The organism is Litoribacter ruber (assembly GCF_018449405.1).
Classification (GTDB): domain Bacteria; phylum Bacteroidota; class Bacteroidia; order Cytophagales; family Cyclobacteriaceae; genus Litoribacter; species Litoribacter ruber.
Genome location: NZ_JAHCMY010000001.1, coordinates 887,316 through 901,819, shown reverse-complemented (window position 1 = coordinate 901,819; position 14,504 = coordinate 887,316). Strand labels below are relative to the sequence as shown.

Annotated in this window: 13 protein-coding genes; 8 read left to right on the top strand and 5 right to left on the bottom strand. The window is 45.1% G+C overall.

Features of this window, described 5'->3' with window-relative positions:
* Positions 1 to 30: 30 nt before the first annotated feature.
* The 3 genes from KI659_RS03830 to KI659_RS03820 form a co-directional block, all read right to left on the bottom strand.
* Complete coding sequence (locus tag KI659_RS03830; RefSeq protein ID WP_213944004.1) at positions 31 to 663, bottom strand: NUDIX hydrolase; 633 nt, start codon at positions 661 to 663, stop codon at positions 31 to 33.
* A complete protein-coding gene (locus KI659_RS03825; RefSeq protein WP_213944003.1) occupies positions 660 to 1,331 on the bottom strand; it encodes a bifunctional isocitrate dehydrogenase kinase/phosphatase in 672 nt (223 codons plus the stop codon). The genes KI659_RS03830 and KI659_RS03825 overlap by 4 nt, the downstream gene beginning before the upstream one ends.
* A gap of 311 nt (positions 1,332 to 1,642) precedes the next feature.
* The gene (locus KI659_RS03820) at positions 1,643 to 2,275 is read right to left on the bottom strand and encodes a TetR/AcrR family transcriptional regulator (protein WP_213944002.1); all 633 of its coding nucleotides are present in this window, start codon (positions 2,273 to 2,275) and stop codon (positions 1,643 to 1,645) included.
* A 219-nt stretch (positions 2,276 to 2,494) separates the two neighbouring features.
* Between KI659_RS03820 and ligA the strand changes: the two genes are divergently transcribed.
* The 3 genes from ligA (at position 2,495) to dapA (ending at position 6,508) form a co-directional block, all read left to right on the top strand.
* A complete protein-coding gene (gene ligA, locus KI659_RS03815; RefSeq protein ID WP_213944001.1) occupies positions 2,495 to 4,948 on the top strand; it encodes an NAD-dependent DNA ligase LigA in 2,454 nt (817 codons plus the stop codon).
* 145 nt (positions 4,949 to 5,093) lie between these two features.
* Positions 5,094 to 5,582 carry a DUF6913 domain-containing protein gene (locus tag KI659_RS03810; RefSeq protein ID WP_213944000.1) on the top strand — a complete coding sequence of 163 codons (489 nt, stop codon included), beginning with the start codon at positions 5,094 to 5,096 and terminating at the stop codon, positions 5,580 to 5,582.
* Positions 5,583 to 5,647: 65 nt separating this feature from the next.
* Entirely contained in the window at positions 5,648 to 6,508 is an 861-nt protein-coding gene (gene dapA / locus KI659_RS03805; protein ID WP_213943999.1) for a 4-hydroxy-tetrahydrodipicolinate synthase, read from the top strand.
* A 116-nt stretch (positions 6,509 to 6,624) separates the two neighbouring features.
* On the opposite strand, the gene KI659_RS03800 is transcribed toward dapA, so the two are convergent.
* Complete coding sequence (locus KI659_RS03800; RefSeq protein ID WP_213943998.1) at positions 6,625 to 6,807, bottom strand: histone H1; 183 nt, start codon at positions 6,805 to 6,807, stop codon at positions 6,625 to 6,627.
* 102 nt (positions 6,808 to 6,909) lie between these two features.
* Positions 6,910 to 8,160, bottom strand: coding sequence for an aminotransferase class I/II-fold pyridoxal phosphate-dependent enzyme (locus KI659_RS03795; protein WP_213943997.1), 1,251 nt, complete (start codon positions 8,158 to 8,160; stop codon positions 6,910 to 6,912).
* A gap of 175 nt (positions 8,161 to 8,335) precedes the next feature.
* Between KI659_RS03795 and accC the strand changes: the two genes are divergently transcribed.
* The 5 genes from accC (at position 8,336) to KI659_RS03770 (ending at position 13,772) form a co-directional block, all read left to right on the top strand.
* A complete protein-coding gene (accC, locus tag KI659_RS03790) occupies positions 8,336 to 9,838 on the top strand; it encodes an acetyl-CoA carboxylase biotin carboxylase subunit (RefSeq protein WP_213943996.1) in 1,503 nt (500 codons plus the stop codon).
* A complete protein-coding gene (locus KI659_RS03785) occupies positions 9,831 to 11,156 on the top strand; it encodes a DUF1015 domain-containing protein (protein WP_213943995.1) in 1,326 nt (441 codons plus the stop codon). The genes accC and KI659_RS03785 overlap by 8 nt, the downstream gene beginning before the upstream one ends.
* A 3-nt stretch (positions 11,157 to 11,159) precedes the next feature.
* Positions 11,160 to 11,741 (top strand): Maf family nucleotide pyrophosphatase, encoded by a 582-nt coding sequence (locus KI659_RS03780; protein ID WP_213943994.1) that lies wholly within the window; start codon positions 11,160 to 11,162, stop codon positions 11,739 to 11,741.
* Positions 11,742 to 11,762: 21 nt separating this feature from the next.
* A complete protein-coding gene (locus KI659_RS03775) occupies positions 11,763 to 12,323 on the top strand; it encodes a YdeI/OmpD-associated family protein (protein ID WP_213943993.1) in 561 nt (186 codons plus the stop codon).
* Between the two features lie 93 nt (positions 12,324 to 12,416).
* Positions 12,417 to 13,772 (top strand): hypothetical protein, encoded by a 1,356-nt coding sequence (locus KI659_RS03770; RefSeq protein WP_213943992.1) that lies wholly within the window; start codon positions 12,417 to 12,419, stop codon positions 13,770 to 13,772.
* The last annotated feature ends 732 nt before the right edge of the window (positions 13,773 to 14,504 follow it).

Here is a 14,504-nt window from a genome sequence, read left to right as displayed (position 1 = left end):
AAACCACAAGCCAAAGAAATAAAAGCTTTCCTATACCCTGTCCCACACGAGCATCAACTCACTGAGCATCATGGCAGTAGCTCCCCAAACCATTTCCTCATCAATATCATAATAGGGTACATCCATTTTGAGGTCATCCCTGAAATTCATGACCTTGCGCTTCTTGATGTTTTTGTCAATGAGATAACTGAACTCACATTCGATTACCCGTTTCACTTCCCTAGGATCGGGCTGAAACTGGGGTTTTTCATCTATAAAACCTAAATAAGGTGCCACCACAAAATTGCTAGGCGGTATAAAGAGTTTGGAAAGCTGGCCAAAGACTTTGACCTTTTCCATATTAATTCCGATCTCCTCATAGGTTTCCCTTACCGCAGTGGTCTCCAGACTTTCGTCATTTTCCTCCCACTTACCACCTGGGAAAGAAACCTGCCCACTGTGGGCGCCCCTGTACACTGGCCGTTTGATAAAAGGAATGGCCACGCCGTTTTTATTTGGGTAAAATAAAATGAGAACTGCCCCCCTCTTGGCACCTTTTGGCTCTTTGGTATAGAACCTGGCTTCATCCAAAGGCTCTGGCGCCATCAATATCTGTCCCTCTCTTCCCGGCAATGGTTTTTTCAAATTTCGTTCAAATCTTCTAATAACATCTTGAAGCTTCATTGAGGAAAATTTAAATTAGAGAGCTTTTTTCTTAAATACTGCTCTGATTGGTATTTGGTCGTGCTAAATGGATGGTGAAATTCTACATAACGATGTTCATCAGGAATGATCAGCCAGATCCTGGGAAGAAAATACTCCCCCTCCTGCACATGCCCCGCAACCAACAAATGAGAACCTGTCACCCACACCGCGTCTTCAAAGATGCCCATGGGCCCCATAAAAAGCAGTCTTTCCTTCATCCCATTCGCCCGAAAATATGCCACTTCACTATCCGGGTTGAATCCTACTCTTCCATCAGCGTCTAAATCAATCTTATAATCATATAGATCGACTATTCCTTTGTCCTCCGGGTGCACAAATTGGTGTGCCTTTAGAGGGTAATCGCTGTTCATCCCATATTCTTCAGGCCATTCAAAAACTTCATATTCCGTTTGCCTATGCATTTTAAATGCCATCTTATCAAACTCCCGCCCCTGCATCTGCCAATGCTCAATCCAGCGGGGCATCTTCTGAATGCCCATGTGTAGAATCTGTTCATATTTGGGTTGATTGGCAAGAGATTCTGTTTGCTCCTCGCTGTCCTGATGTTCTTCTTGCGGGCTGCTGCAAAAGGCTAGCAGCAGGCAAAATAGCGAAACTAAAAAATATGTAAAGTTTAACTTGGTCATATTTAGATAAAAATCCTAAATAAAAAAAGGTTCGAGCATTGCCCAAACCTTTTCTTGTTCTATCAAACCTATTAAACCTATTGTGCATTATTCAATCGATTGAATAACCTGTCGGAAAGGTATAAAGATTTTTTTAAACGTCAAACAAACGTTTGCATAGAATTTTTTGGGCAACTTTGGAGGGATATATTTCCACCCTACTTTTGGTGTATTTTCAAGCACACCTACCCATAACTACCAAAACTTATTCCAAAAATCCTTATTGGCTGGTTTATTTTATTCGGATGTAAATTTTTCGGAAATTTTAGTTATTAGGCCTCCTTAAAACTCCCCCTCGCCTCGTCTGTCAGTATGCCTTCGAAGATTATTGAAATTGTCTGGTCATAGATATCAGCAGGCTTTGTCACCAACCCGCTCATCATCTGATCCGGAAATTGATCCAAAAACTTCGGATCCATCAGGTTTTGGATGGCTGAACTGTAGATGAGTACCACAATAGTCTTATTGATGTGCGACCCGATAAATCCCTTTTCTACCCCCTCCTCTATCAAGCGCTGAAATCTCAAAAATGCGGAATCCCGGATATACTCCTGCAATTCGGTCCAAATCTCTGGAGCATGTTCCCTCAGATCGGCCAAAAGCTCCGGATTGATCGGGGCCAAATCTTTGGCAATAATGGTCAAAAACGATTTGAGCTTAATGGGGAAGGGAATGTGGGTGTTACTAATCAAAGCCTCAACTTTGATGGAAAGCTTGCTCCGCAAAAGATCAAAAGCAGCCGAAAGCAGTTCAAACTTTCCTGGAAAATATTTGTAGAGCGTTTTTTTACTCATCCCCAAGCCTTGGGCGATATCGTCCATGGTAGTGTTTTTATACCCCTTGTTCAAAAACAGCTTGTACGCCTCTGCCAGGATTTTGGCCTCTATGTCCGCCTTTTTACTCATAATTAGATTTTTAGCTCTTGAATTCAGCAATAGGCAGAAACTAAGTTTTCTACCCGCTTTCAAAATTGTAGCTCAATGACCAATTTTGCAACAAATATAGGAAACTCGGCCTTTCACTGTCCGAAATTAATCAAGAATCAGACCGATTGTCCGCAATTTTCAGCCAAAAGCGCTAGTTTTGGGAATTGAGTTTTCGGCAAACCCCAACCCTTATCTTTTATGAGCCAAACGGATAAAAAATCAGCTGCCAAGGATCGAATAACCGCCCTCTCGGAGCAGATAAACTATCACAACCACCTTTATTACCAAGAAGACCGCACTGAAATTTCCGACTTTGAATTTGACCAACTGCTTGAGGAACTCATCGCACTGGAGACCGAATTCCCTGAATTTTTAAAGGAGGATAGCCCCTCCCAGCGGGTAGGTGGCACCATCACCAAGGATTTTGAAACCGTGGAGCATCGCTATAAAATGCTGTCTCTTGGCAACACCTATTCCGAAGAAGAACTCAAGGCATTTGATGAGCGGGTGGCCAAAGGACTCGGTCACCGGAACTATAGCTACTTCTGTGAACTCAAGTTTGACGGGGTAGCGATCAGTTTGGTGTATGAAAACGGCAAACTGGTCAGAGCAGTCACTCGGGGTGATGGCTACAAAGGCGACAATGTGACTGCAAATATCAAGACCATCCGAAATATTCCCCTTACCGTAATAGGTGAGGATATCCCAGACAGCTTTGAAGTACGTGGAGAGATTTTTCTTCCCAGAAAAGAATTTGATAGAATAAATCAAGAACGTGCTCAAAATGAAGAGGCCCTTCTCGCCAATCCGCGGAATGCCGCCTCAGGCACCGTAAAGATGCAGGATAGCAGCATTGTGGCCAAAAGGCGCTTGAATTGCTACTTCTATCAACTTCTTGGAGAGGACCTTCAAGTATCTCAGCATGATGAGGCTATACACTTACTGGAAAAGTGGGGCTTTAACGTTTCACCTACCTACCAAAAGTGTCAAGATGTAACAGAAGTATTGCAATACATCGAGCTTTGGAGAGAGAAAAGATTTGAATTGCCCCTTGAAACTGACGGCGTGGTTTTAAAAATCAACTCCTATGACCAGCGGGAGGAGCTTGGCTTTACCGCCAAAATCCCACGATGGGCAATTGCCTATAAATATCAGGCAGAAAGTGCCGAGACTGAACTTCTATCCATCACCTATCAGGTGGGTCGAACAGGTGCCATCACGCCCGTAGCCCAGCTGAAGCCCGTATCTCTGGCGGGGACCACCGTGAAGCGTGCCTCCCTGCACAATGCCAATGAGATATTGAGATTGGACCTTCATGAAGGGGATTTTGTGTTTGTTGAAAAAGGCGGCGAAATCATCCCTAAAATCACGGGAGTTTCTCTTGACAAAAGAAGATCTGACACAAAACCCATTTCCTACATCACAGAGTGCCCTGAGTGTGGCACATCGCTGATCCGAAATGAAGGAGAGGCCAAACATTATTGCCCCAACGCCCAAACCTGCCCGCCACAGGCCTTGGGTAGAATTGAACACTTTACCCACAAACGGGCCATGGATATTGACACTATGGGTACCGAGCGGATCCGGGCATTGATTGAGCAGCACCTTATCGTGTCGCCAGCAGACATCTATGAGCTCCCCGAGAAAAAGGAGCAACTCCTGGGCTTGGAGGTCAACAGCGATCAGTACACCAAAAGCAGCGAGGGGTATTTATTCGTGTCCTTGAAGAAGGCCCTTTATGCCATCACCAAGACTATCCCTTTAGCCCAAATAGATAATTTCTTGGCAGAAAATGAAGGTGTAGAGCAAAGGGAATTGCTGGAGAAATTTGAAAACTATGTGCGAAAAGCCAAAAAGAACATAGCCTACAATGTTCCAGTTATTTGGCGCCTGAAAGATGCCCTACAGAACAGTTCTTTTGACCATATAGAAGATTACCTACCCGTACCGGTGGTACTAGCCGTGATATTTAAAAAACCAGCCGAGGATTTTAGGACTATTTGTAGAAAGGAAAATACCGTGCACGATATCATGCTCAAATATGAAGGCAATGTAGATGGAGCTCAAACTGAGCAAATAAACCGGATCAAGGGAAACACTTTCCAAGAAGGCGTAGTCAGCAACATGGTCAAAGGCATCGAGGAATCCAAAAAGCAACCCTTTGAAAAGGTGCTTTTCGCTTTGGGCATCCGCAATATTGGTGAAAACACGGCCCAGCTACTGGCCAAACATTTCAAAAGCATTGAAAAGCTCAAAGCTGCTAGTCCAGAAGAGCTGTTGGAGATAAATGGAATCGGAGAAACTTTGGTAACCAGCCTACAGGCCTTCTTTCAAGATGAGGAAAACAACCGCACCATCGAAAGGCTAAAAAACCATGGGCTTCGGTTTGAAATCGAGGAAAAAGAGCAGAAGCTGGAAAGCAGATCACTGGAAGGCATGAAGATACTTGCATCCGGCAAGCTCAACCATTTCAAGCGTGATGAGATCATCGAGGTAGTACAAAGCCATGGAGGCACATACGTAAAGTCAGTATCCAAAAGCCTTGACTTCATCATCGAAGGCGAAGACATGGGCCCAAGTAAAAAAGAAAAAGCCGAGAAATTGGGAGTAAAACTGATATCAGAGCAGGAGTTTATGGATCTGATCAGCTAATCAATTTCCCCTAATATGTAAATTCTTCTGTCCTCGGTCTTCGGTCTTCCGTCCAGTCAACATTAATGCGGACAACATATCTCAGTAAAAGCAGATTTTAATTTGAATAAAGCAAAAAAACCATAAATTGCTTTAAATTTAAGCCATGGAGTGGATAAAAAAGATATTTATTGGGCACAGGGTTTCCAAGCAAAGCAGGGTTCCAGGCAAGCACAATTTGGTCAAGTTTGACCGAATCAAAAACATATCCATCATAGCGGCCAATGAGGCCGAAGCCACGGAAGCCCAAAAGGCTCTCCCAAGCCATTGGCCCCATGCCTTGAACCTACATTTCATTTACAAGGAGAAAAATCCTGCAACGGAATGTTTTGATTACATGGATTTTAACCTGCTGGGAAAGCCTAATGAAAAGATAAGGGAATTTGCCAGCCATACTACAGACTTGGTACTGGTCACGCAGGAGGAAATGGACCCACTCTCAGCCCACCTGCTTCAGATGTTGCCCAAGGTTTACCGGGTGGGGTTCTTTAATGAAGCTAACCAAGTTCACCTGGATTTTATGCTTAAAAAGGAAAACATTTCCCTGACCGAAAACATTGATAATCTGATCAAGTATCTCAAAAAGATCAATTAATCCCAAAATCAGACCCTGGTCTGGTTTCGGATTTAATTCTGAATCATAACCCGAATATATACGAAATGAAAAAATTAAAAGGCACGGGCGTAGCCATGGTCACGCCTTTCAATGAAGACTATAGCATCAATTACGGGGAAGCCGAACAACTGATCAACCACCTGATCAAAGGCGGTGCGGATTACTTGGTAATCCAAGGCACTACTGGCGAGACCGCCACCCTGACAAAAGAGGAAAAGAAAGAGGTGCTGAGGCACGCCATCGAAATCACGGCAGGACGTGTACCAATTGTATACGGCATCGGTGGAAACAACACCCAAGCTGTGCTGGATGAGATCAAGACAACTGATTTTAAGGACATTGCTGCCATATTATCTGTCAGCCCTTATTACAACAAACCAAGCCAGAAGGGGATTATTGCACACTTTACCGCAATCGCCGATGCCAGCCCAGTGCCGGTGATCCTATACAATGTGCCGGGCCGAACCATGTCAAACCTGACGGCCGACACCACATTAGCATTAGCGGCTCATGAGAATATCATTGGGATAAAAGAGGCAAGCGGAAATCTGGAACAATGCATGTCTATAGCAGCCCAGCGGCCTGATGGCTTCCTGCTGATTTCTGGAGATGACCTGCTGACCACCTCTATGCGTGCAATCGGAGCTGACGGGGTTATCTCAGTATTGGCCAATGCCTATCCCGAAATCTTCAAAACCATCTGCCACGGCAGCATGGAAGAGTCCAAAAAGGCCACTTTCAAGCTTCTGGAGATCAATCCACTCATGTATGCGGAAAGCAACCCTGTAGGCGTCAAAAACCTCCTGATGCACCTAGGCGTTTGCGGTGACCAAGTCCGCCTACCACTCCTCAGAGCATCCAAGGAACTGGATTTGAAAATCAATACAGCAATGGAGAAAGTTTGAATGGTGGTTTAAGGGCTTATGGTTTAAAGTTTAAGGTCTAAGCTTTAAACTTTAAACCTTAAACTAGGCCCCAGGCCGATAACCAAAAAAGGTGACCGATATGGCCACCTTTTTTATTACTTTGCTTCAGCATTTTTTATGTCCTGAACTTCTTTGCGAATATCTTGAGCGATATTCTTAAGATCTTGCATGCCTTTTCTTACTCGAGTACCAGCTGCTTGATTTTTCTTGTCATAAAATTTCTCAAAATCAGCTTCCATGCCCATTACTAGATCCTTGATTTCATTAAATCTGTTCATAATAAAAATTAATTTGTTGGTTGATGATAAGTTTAATTTTTCGTTGAATATAGGTAAAATGTTTATAAAACAACAGACCTGCCAAATTTTTTGATCTAAAAATTATTCCCCAAAGGAGACTGCTAGGGCTGATTTTTTATAAAATCCGCTTGTCAACTTGTCTTTAACGGCCTCAAACGCCGCTATAGTTTCACGGACGTTTTCCAAAGTATGTACGGCCGTCGGGATCAATCTCAAAATAATCATCCCTTTAGGCACTACCGGGTATATAACTACAGAACAAAAGATGTTATAGTTTTCACGAAGATCTTTGCTCAAAGTAGCCGCTTCACCAATTGTACCATTTAATACCACTGGTGTCACCGGAGATGTCGTTGTTCCTATATTAAAGCCTTTTTCTTTCAATCCGTTTTGAAGTGCATTCACCACTTTCCACAGGTTTTCTTTCAATTCCGGCCTGTTTCTCAACAATTCCAGACGCTTCAAGGCCCCTTCCACCAATAACATCGGCAGGGACTTGGCGAAGATCTGAGAACGCATGTTGTACTTCAAGTAATGGATGATCTTCTCATCACCGGCAATGAACGCCCCGATGCTGGCCATAGACTTAGCAAAAGTAGAGAAGTAAAGATCAATGCCATCCTGTACTCCCTGTGCCTCACCTGCGCCTGCGCCAGTGGCACCCATGGTACCAAAACCATGCGCATCATCGACCAAAAGTCTGAACTGGTATTTCTCCTTCAAGGAAACTATTCCTTTGAGGTTACCCATGTTGCCAGTCATACCAAAAACGCCCTCGGTGATTACCAAGATACCGCCTCCAGTCTCATTTGTCAACTTTGTAGCTCTTTGAAGTTGCTTCTCAAAGCTGTCCATATCATTGTGAGGGTACACAAACCGCTTACCGATGTGCATTCTCAATGCGTCTATAATACAGGCGTGACATTCGCTGTCATAGACAATTACATCCTTACGGTCCACCAAAGCGTCGATAGCCGACATGATCCCCTGATAACCGTAGTTCAGCAAGTAGGATTTCTCCTTGCCTACAAATTCCGCCAACTCATTTTCCAACTGCTCATGCAAATCCGTGTTGCCCGACATCATACGTGCCCCCATGGGGTAGGCAGCACCCCACCTTTTTGCAGCTTCTTCATCGGCCTTCCTGATCTCAGGGTGGTTGGCAAGACCCAAGTAGTTGTTCAAACTCCAGGTCAACACCTCTTTACCCTTGAATTTCATCCTAGGGGCGATTTCTCCCTCCAGTTTGGGAAACATGAAATAACCCTCTGACAATTCCGAATGCTTGCCCAATGGGCCAAGATTGGTATTTAATTTCTCAAATATATCCAAAGCTTTTAAAAGGTTTAGGTAATAACTCCTTGCTGGCTTTACAACGCCCACAAACGCCCAAAACTAATACATTTTGACTGTTACAACAAAAAAAAGCCTACAAATCAAATATTCTTTCAAAAGCTCATATTTATTTGCTTAATTCGTGTGATTCTTAGTTTAAGCCTACCCATACATGAGAAAAATCAATAAAATTTTAGTAGCCAACAGAGGGGAAATAAGTTTAAGGGTAATGAGGACTGCCCGCGAGATGGGCATCAAGACCGTTGCCGTCTATAGCGAAGCCGATCGAAACGCCCTGCACGTAAGATATGCCGACGAAGCCGTATGCCTGGGCCCTGCCCCATCGGCCCAATCCTACCTCTTAGGCGACAAGATTATTGAGGTCTGTAAGGAATTAAATGTGGACGCCATCCATCCCGGATACGGCTTTTTATCCGAAAATGCCCAGTTTGCCAAGAAAGTGACGGACGCAGGCCTAATTTTTATAGGCCCCTCTCCCGAAGCAATCGAAGTAATGGGAAGCAAGCTGGCTGCCAAGCAGGCCGTTAGCAAGTATGACATCCCCATGGTACCGGGTACCGAAGAAGCCATTGACGACATACCGGAAGCCAAGAAAACTGCCGCCGAAATCGGGTACCCAATCCTGATCAAAGCCAGTGCTGGTGGAGGCGGAAAAGGTATGAGAGTGGTTGAAAACGAAGAAGAGTTTGAAGAGCAGATGCAAAGGGCTATTTCCGAGGCTGTTTCCGCCTTTGGTGATGGTGCCGTATTTATAGAGAAATTTATCACTTCCCCAAGACACATTGAGATTCAGGTTTTGGGAGATCAACTTGGCAACGTAGTCCACCTTTTTGAGCGTGAATGCTCCGTGCAGCGCCGCCACCAGAAGGTCATAGAAGAGGCCCCGTCCGCGGTCATCACCGAAGAAAAGCGCCAAGCCATGGGCGAGGCGGCGATCGGTGTGGCAAAAGCCTGTAATTATTATGGTGCAGGCACCGTGGAATTTATCGTGGATGAAAACCTCAACTTTTATTTCCTGGAAATGAACACCCGACTGCAGGTGGAGCACCCCGTAACGGAACTCATTACCGGCATCGACTTGGTGAAGGAGCAGATCCACATTGCCGAAGGCCAGCCCATATCCTTTCAGCAGGATGAGCTCAAGATCAACGGGCATTCTGTGGAAGTGAGGGTGTATGCGGAAGATCCAAAAAACAATTTCCTCCCAGATATCGGAAAGCTGATAACCTACAAAAGACCACAAGGCCCTGGAATCAGGGTAGATGATGGGTTTGAGCAGGGCATGGATATCCCCATCTATTATGACCCAATGATAGCCAAATTGGTTACCCATGGGGAAACCAGGGAGAAGGCAATCGAGAGAATGGTAAGGGCAATAGATGAATACCAAATCACAGGGATCGAAACCACCTTGCCATTCTGCAAGTTTGTGTTGCAGCACCAGGCTTTTACCAGCGGGGATTTTGACACCAAGTTTGTGGAAAAGCATTTCTCCCCGGAGATTCTTGATGAAGAGTTCACCTCCGAAGAACAGAAAATATTGGCAGCGGCCGGTGTATTCTTATTGGAACAACAGAAACCCAAACACCAAATTGCGGAGAGCGGCACGGGAAGTGTGACCTCCAATTGGAAAAACAGACTAAAACATGGCTGAAATCCTACCTATTAAAGCTTGGCGGTATAACCCCGGATTGAGTTCGCAGATAGAGGAGCTCTCTTCTCCCCTATTTGATGTGGTATCGCCCAAGCAAAGGGAGGCTTTATACAAAAACCCTCATAACAGCATACACCTATCTGTACCCAAAGGTGAAAACCCGGCCCAGCAGGCCAAGGCCACATTGGAGGTATGGAAAAGCACCGGTGTGATCCAACAGGACCGCATCCCGGGCATTTATGTGTATTACCAATACTTTCGACTGCCTGGACAGGACCGGGACATGTGCCGAAAGGGGTTTATAATCAACGTCAAGGCATACGATTGGGATGAGAATGTAATTCTCCGTCATGAGAACACCATTGCAAAGGCCGTCAATGACCGAATTGAGTTGTTAAAAGAGACTGGCTTTCAATCCAGCCCCACGCATGGCCTTTATCGGGATCCAGACCATGTGTTGGAAAAATACATGGATCAGGCCGTAGCCGACCCGCTTTATGATATTGAGGATTATCAGGGGGTAAGGGAAAAGCTGGGCGTTATCCATGATGCGCGAATTATTTCGGAATTTCTTCAGACCCTTCGGGATAAGAAAATCATACTTGCCGATGGACACCACCGCTATGAAGGTGCCCTCTCCTATCGCAAGGAGATGATGGCCAACAACCCGGCTCACACCGGCAAAGAGGCTTACAATTATCATATGATGTACCTTACAAATGCGGAAACCAAAGATTTAAGGATCTTGCCAACGCACCGGGTATTTCAAAATCTCAAGATCTCGGAGGAAGAAATTCTTTCCCGCTTGGAAAACGACTTCATCATCAAAACCCTCAATGACCCCCAGGAAATCGAAGAGCTGATTCTGCACAAACAATGGGCATTCGGGCTCATTTTCCCAGAATCCGCCTATAAAATCCGCCTAAAGCCGGAAAAATTCATGGAATTTAACCACAACCTTCCCGATGCGGTGAAGCATTTGGACCTTTCCATATTGCACTACTTTTTCATTGAAAGGATTTTGGGAATACCCATGGAAAAACAGCGCTTCTCAGACAACATCGACTATGAGCGCAACTTAAGCCGGTGCCATTTAAAGGTTTCGAAGGGAGAAGCCAACTTCGCAGTGATCACCAAGGAAATCTCCATGAAGGAGGTAATCGCAGTGTGTGAAAGCGGGTCGGTTATGCCTCAGAAATCCACTTATTTTTATCCTAAGGCTTTGTCGGGATTGATCTTTGGATCCGTCCTACAGGATGATTTCGAGTTTCCTTATGAGCTTTTTGAAAATCACGTCAACACCATCAGCAGTCACTAGGCCATGTTGATCTTGGAAAAAAATGTAATCCTGGCGTCCAAATCTCCCAGAAGGCAAGAACTTCTTAAGGGGTTGGATATTGCCTTTCAGGTAAAAAGCAAGGACACGGATGAGTCCTATCCTCCCGAGCTGCCTCATGAAAAGGTGGCCGAATACCTGGCTAGAAAAAAAGCAGAGGCTTTCCGCTCCAGTTTAAAGGAGGAGGACTTGATTATTACTTCTGACACCGTAGTGATTACCGATCATAAAATCCTGGAAAAGCCTGCCACAAAGGAAGATGCCCACCAAATGCTACGCAACCTCTCAGGCCGAATTCACAAGGTAATCACTGGCGTCTGCATGATGGACTCTCATAAAACCATCAGCTTTGATGATGTCACCCAGGTCCATTTTGCAGAAATCAACGATGCTGAAATCCAGTATTACATTGAGCGCTACAAACCCTTTGATAAGGCCGGTGCCTACGGTATCCAGGAATGGATTGGCTATGTGGGGGTGGACAAGATCATCGGCAGTTTTTACACGGTAATGGGCCTTCCTGTGCACAAGGTTTATAAAGAGCTAAAGAATTGGGATTCGAATTAAATTATTAAACTGTTTTGCCTAATGAAAAACGAAGCCTGGAATGCCGAAGTCGACCTGCTAAAATCCATCATAGAAGAAACGGAGCTTGAAAGAACAACCAAATGGGGAGCTGATGTGTATGTGATCAATAATATCAATGTAATCAGTGTTGGCGCATTCAAAAACTATGTATCTATTTGGTTTTACGATGGCGTATTTTTAACTGATCCCCTAGGGGTGTTGGGCAATTCCCAAGAGGGGAAGACAAAAGCTTTGCGGCATTGGAAATTTTACGCTGCCAAAGAAATTGATGTTGATAAGGTAAGAGAATATGTATTGGAAGCAATCCAAAACGCAAAAATGGGGAAAACATGGAAGCCAGAGAAAAACAGCAAAGTTGATCTCCCCGCAATTTTGGAGGATGCATTTGAAAAGAACCCTGATTTTAAAAATGCTTTTTTTGCCTTAACACCAGGAAAGCAAAAAGAGTATATCGAACACATCACATCAGCCAAAAGGGAAGCCACCCAGCTTTCCCGCATCGAAAAGATGCAGCCTTTGGTCTTGAGAGGGGAAGGCTTGCATGATAAATACAAAAAGTAAGATTTTAGTCTACTGATTTAAAATACTTAGTATATAGTACCGTGTACCTAGTACATTTTTCTTATATTAGCCCATCAACTAATCCTTCCTCATATGAAAAGATTGTTATTTTCCCTCCTTATTGTTGTTCTTGTTTCACAACCCCAAACTTCCATAGCCCAATTAGCAGCCTGGGGAATTGTAAAAGGAGAAGTCCTGCCTTATCGTACCGGCGATACCATCCCGGTTTACGGCATGAAGGAAATGAACAAAAAGAAGTATCAGTATTTCATCCAGGGGGAAAACCAGGTTTTTCATTTCGTGAGTCAAGACCGCGTAGAGCTTCTGCCTACCTCTTTTAATTATTGGGAGTCGGTGTGGTTTGCTAACCGGGCCGCTGATATCAAAAAGGATGGTTGGGACCGGGACCTGCGCGATGAGCTCAATGAGGACGCCATTGAATATTATTCGAATGCCAAAAAGAACGACATGCTCTTTGAGGATGATATGCTGACAGACTACCTGTATCAAATTGTCTACAATGTATTCCCGGAGGATTTGATCAAGCACCGAAACAGAAACCTTAGTGTAGTCGTCGTCAAATCTACTACCCCGGAATCTTTTTCCTTTGACAATGGCATGATCGTGTTGACGACAGCAGAATTGGCCCAAATGGAAAATGAGGAGCAATTGGTTAAATTGTTGACTGAGCGGGTGTCAAATGTGGTTTTGGAACATAATTTACTGAACACGAAAAAAGCCATTAGAGCAGAAAGGCGCGCCAATATGTGGGGCAACTTGTTTACCGTGGCCTCGGCGGCGACCATGGCCTATACCAACAATCGGTATGGAACCTATTTTGATGCCTATGATGCCTTAGATATGGGCATTTCCGCACAGTTTATTTCCGGAAGCATCTTGCAGAGCATAGGGGCCAAGTATTCCAGTGAGCAATATCAACTGGCTTCCTCGATTGCCGATCAATATCTGCAGCAGCACCCTGGAAAGTTTGATAATGAAAAGGAAGCGTTTTTGGCAAATATTTCGGGAGCCATTTCCTATACGGCATGGCAGGAGTACCATTTGAAAAATTATGATTATGCTTTGAGTTTGGTTGACCGGCTGTATGTAAATCATCTGGCTACAGAGGAAGACTTCTTGCTACTTTCCAAAGTCTATCGGAAAACCATCAATACCGAAGAAGGAAACAACCTGGCGCTGGGTTACCTTAAAGAGGCCCAAAAGCTGGCCATCACCCCTATGATTGAAATCGACAAAGAAGCCGGTCTCCTCTACCTTCGCCAAAATGACAAAGAAAACGCCAAAAAATCCTTCCAAGCCTACCGCGACAACCTCATAAAGCTCCAGGAAAAAGGCAACAACGTCAACTCAGAGCTCAAAAGCATCAACCAAATCATGTTCAAACACCGCCTCAACGGCGAAGTGGAATATGAGGCTTCGATTGATTAAACCGCAACTCCCAGTCCCAGCGGGACGACCCATATAATAACCCCAGGTGACAACCTGGGGAATCAAACCAACACAACACCACACGGAGTCCCAGAGGGACGACCCATATAATACCCCCCGGTGACAACCTGGGGATTCAAACCAACACAACACCACCCGGAGTCCCAGAGGGACGACCCATATACTAACCCCAGGTGACACCCTGGGGAATCAAACCCACACAACACCACACGGAGTCCCAGAGGGACGAGCCCATATAGAAGCGTGCACACATCGGCCGTCCCCATGGGACTATAAAACCCCTTCCCGCTCTGCGATCCCTGGGGTGAACCCCAGGGCCAGTACATCGACCGCTCCTAGCGGAGCTTTGATGCAGCACGTCCTCTCATGGCGCACCTTACTCATCCCATCATCGGAAGAATAGCGGTTCTCTAAGAAGCCAGCCATTTCCCTAAGCAACCATCCGCAACTAGCAGTCCCAGAGGGACGACCGATATAATAACCCCAGGTGACAACCTGGGGATTCAAACCATCACAACACCACACGGAGTCCCAGAGGGACGAGCCATATAGAAACGTGCACATATCGGCCGTCCCCATGGGACTATAAAACCCCTTCCCGCTCTGCGATCCCTGGGGTGAACCAAAGGGCCAGTACATCGGCCGCTCCTAGCAGAGCCCTATAAGGCTACAACAACCCAGGTAATCAAATCATATACAGCCATACAAAAT

Coding starts and splice junctions, on each gene's coding strand:
- KI659_RS03830 (WP_213944004.1), bottom strand. CDS start 663: ATGAAGCTTCAAGATGTTATTAGAAGATTTGAACGAAATTTGAAAAAA.
- KI659_RS03825 (WP_213944003.1), bottom strand. CDS start 1,331: ATGACCAAGTTAAACTTTACATATTTTTTAGTTTCGCTATTTTGCCTG.
- KI659_RS03820 (WP_213944002.1), bottom strand. CDS start 2,275: ATGAGTAAAAAGGCGGACATAGAGGCCAAAATCCTGGCAGAGGCGTAC.
- ligA (WP_213944001.1), top strand. CDS start 2,495: ATGAGCCAAACGGATAAAAAATCAGCTGCCAAGGATCGAATAACCGCC.
- KI659_RS03810 (WP_213944000.1), top strand. CDS start 5,094: ATGGAGTGGATAAAAAAGATATTTATTGGGCACAGGGTTTCCAAGCAA.
- dapA (WP_213943999.1), top strand. CDS start 5,648: ATGAAAAAATTAAAAGGCACGGGCGTAGCCATGGTCACGCCTTTCAAT.
- KI659_RS03800 (WP_213943998.1), bottom strand. CDS start 6,807: ATGAACAGATTTAATGAAATCAAGGATCTAGTAATGGGCATGGAAGCT.
- accC (WP_213943996.1), top strand. CDS start 8,336: ATGAGAAAAATCAATAAAATTTTAGTAGCCAACAGAGGGGAAATAAGT.
- KI659_RS03785 (WP_213943995.1), top strand. CDS start 9,831: ATGGCTGAAATCCTACCTATTAAAGCTTGGCGGTATAACCCCGGATTG.
- KI659_RS03780 (WP_213943994.1), top strand. CDS start 11,160: ATGTTGATCTTGGAAAAAAATGTAATCCTGGCGTCCAAATCTCCCAGA.
- KI659_RS03775 (WP_213943993.1), top strand. CDS start 11,763: ATGAAAAACGAAGCCTGGAATGCCGAAGTCGACCTGCTAAAATCCATC.
- KI659_RS03770 (WP_213943992.1), top strand. CDS start 12,417: ATGAAAAGATTGTTATTTTCCCTCCTTATTGTTGTTCTTGTTTCACAA.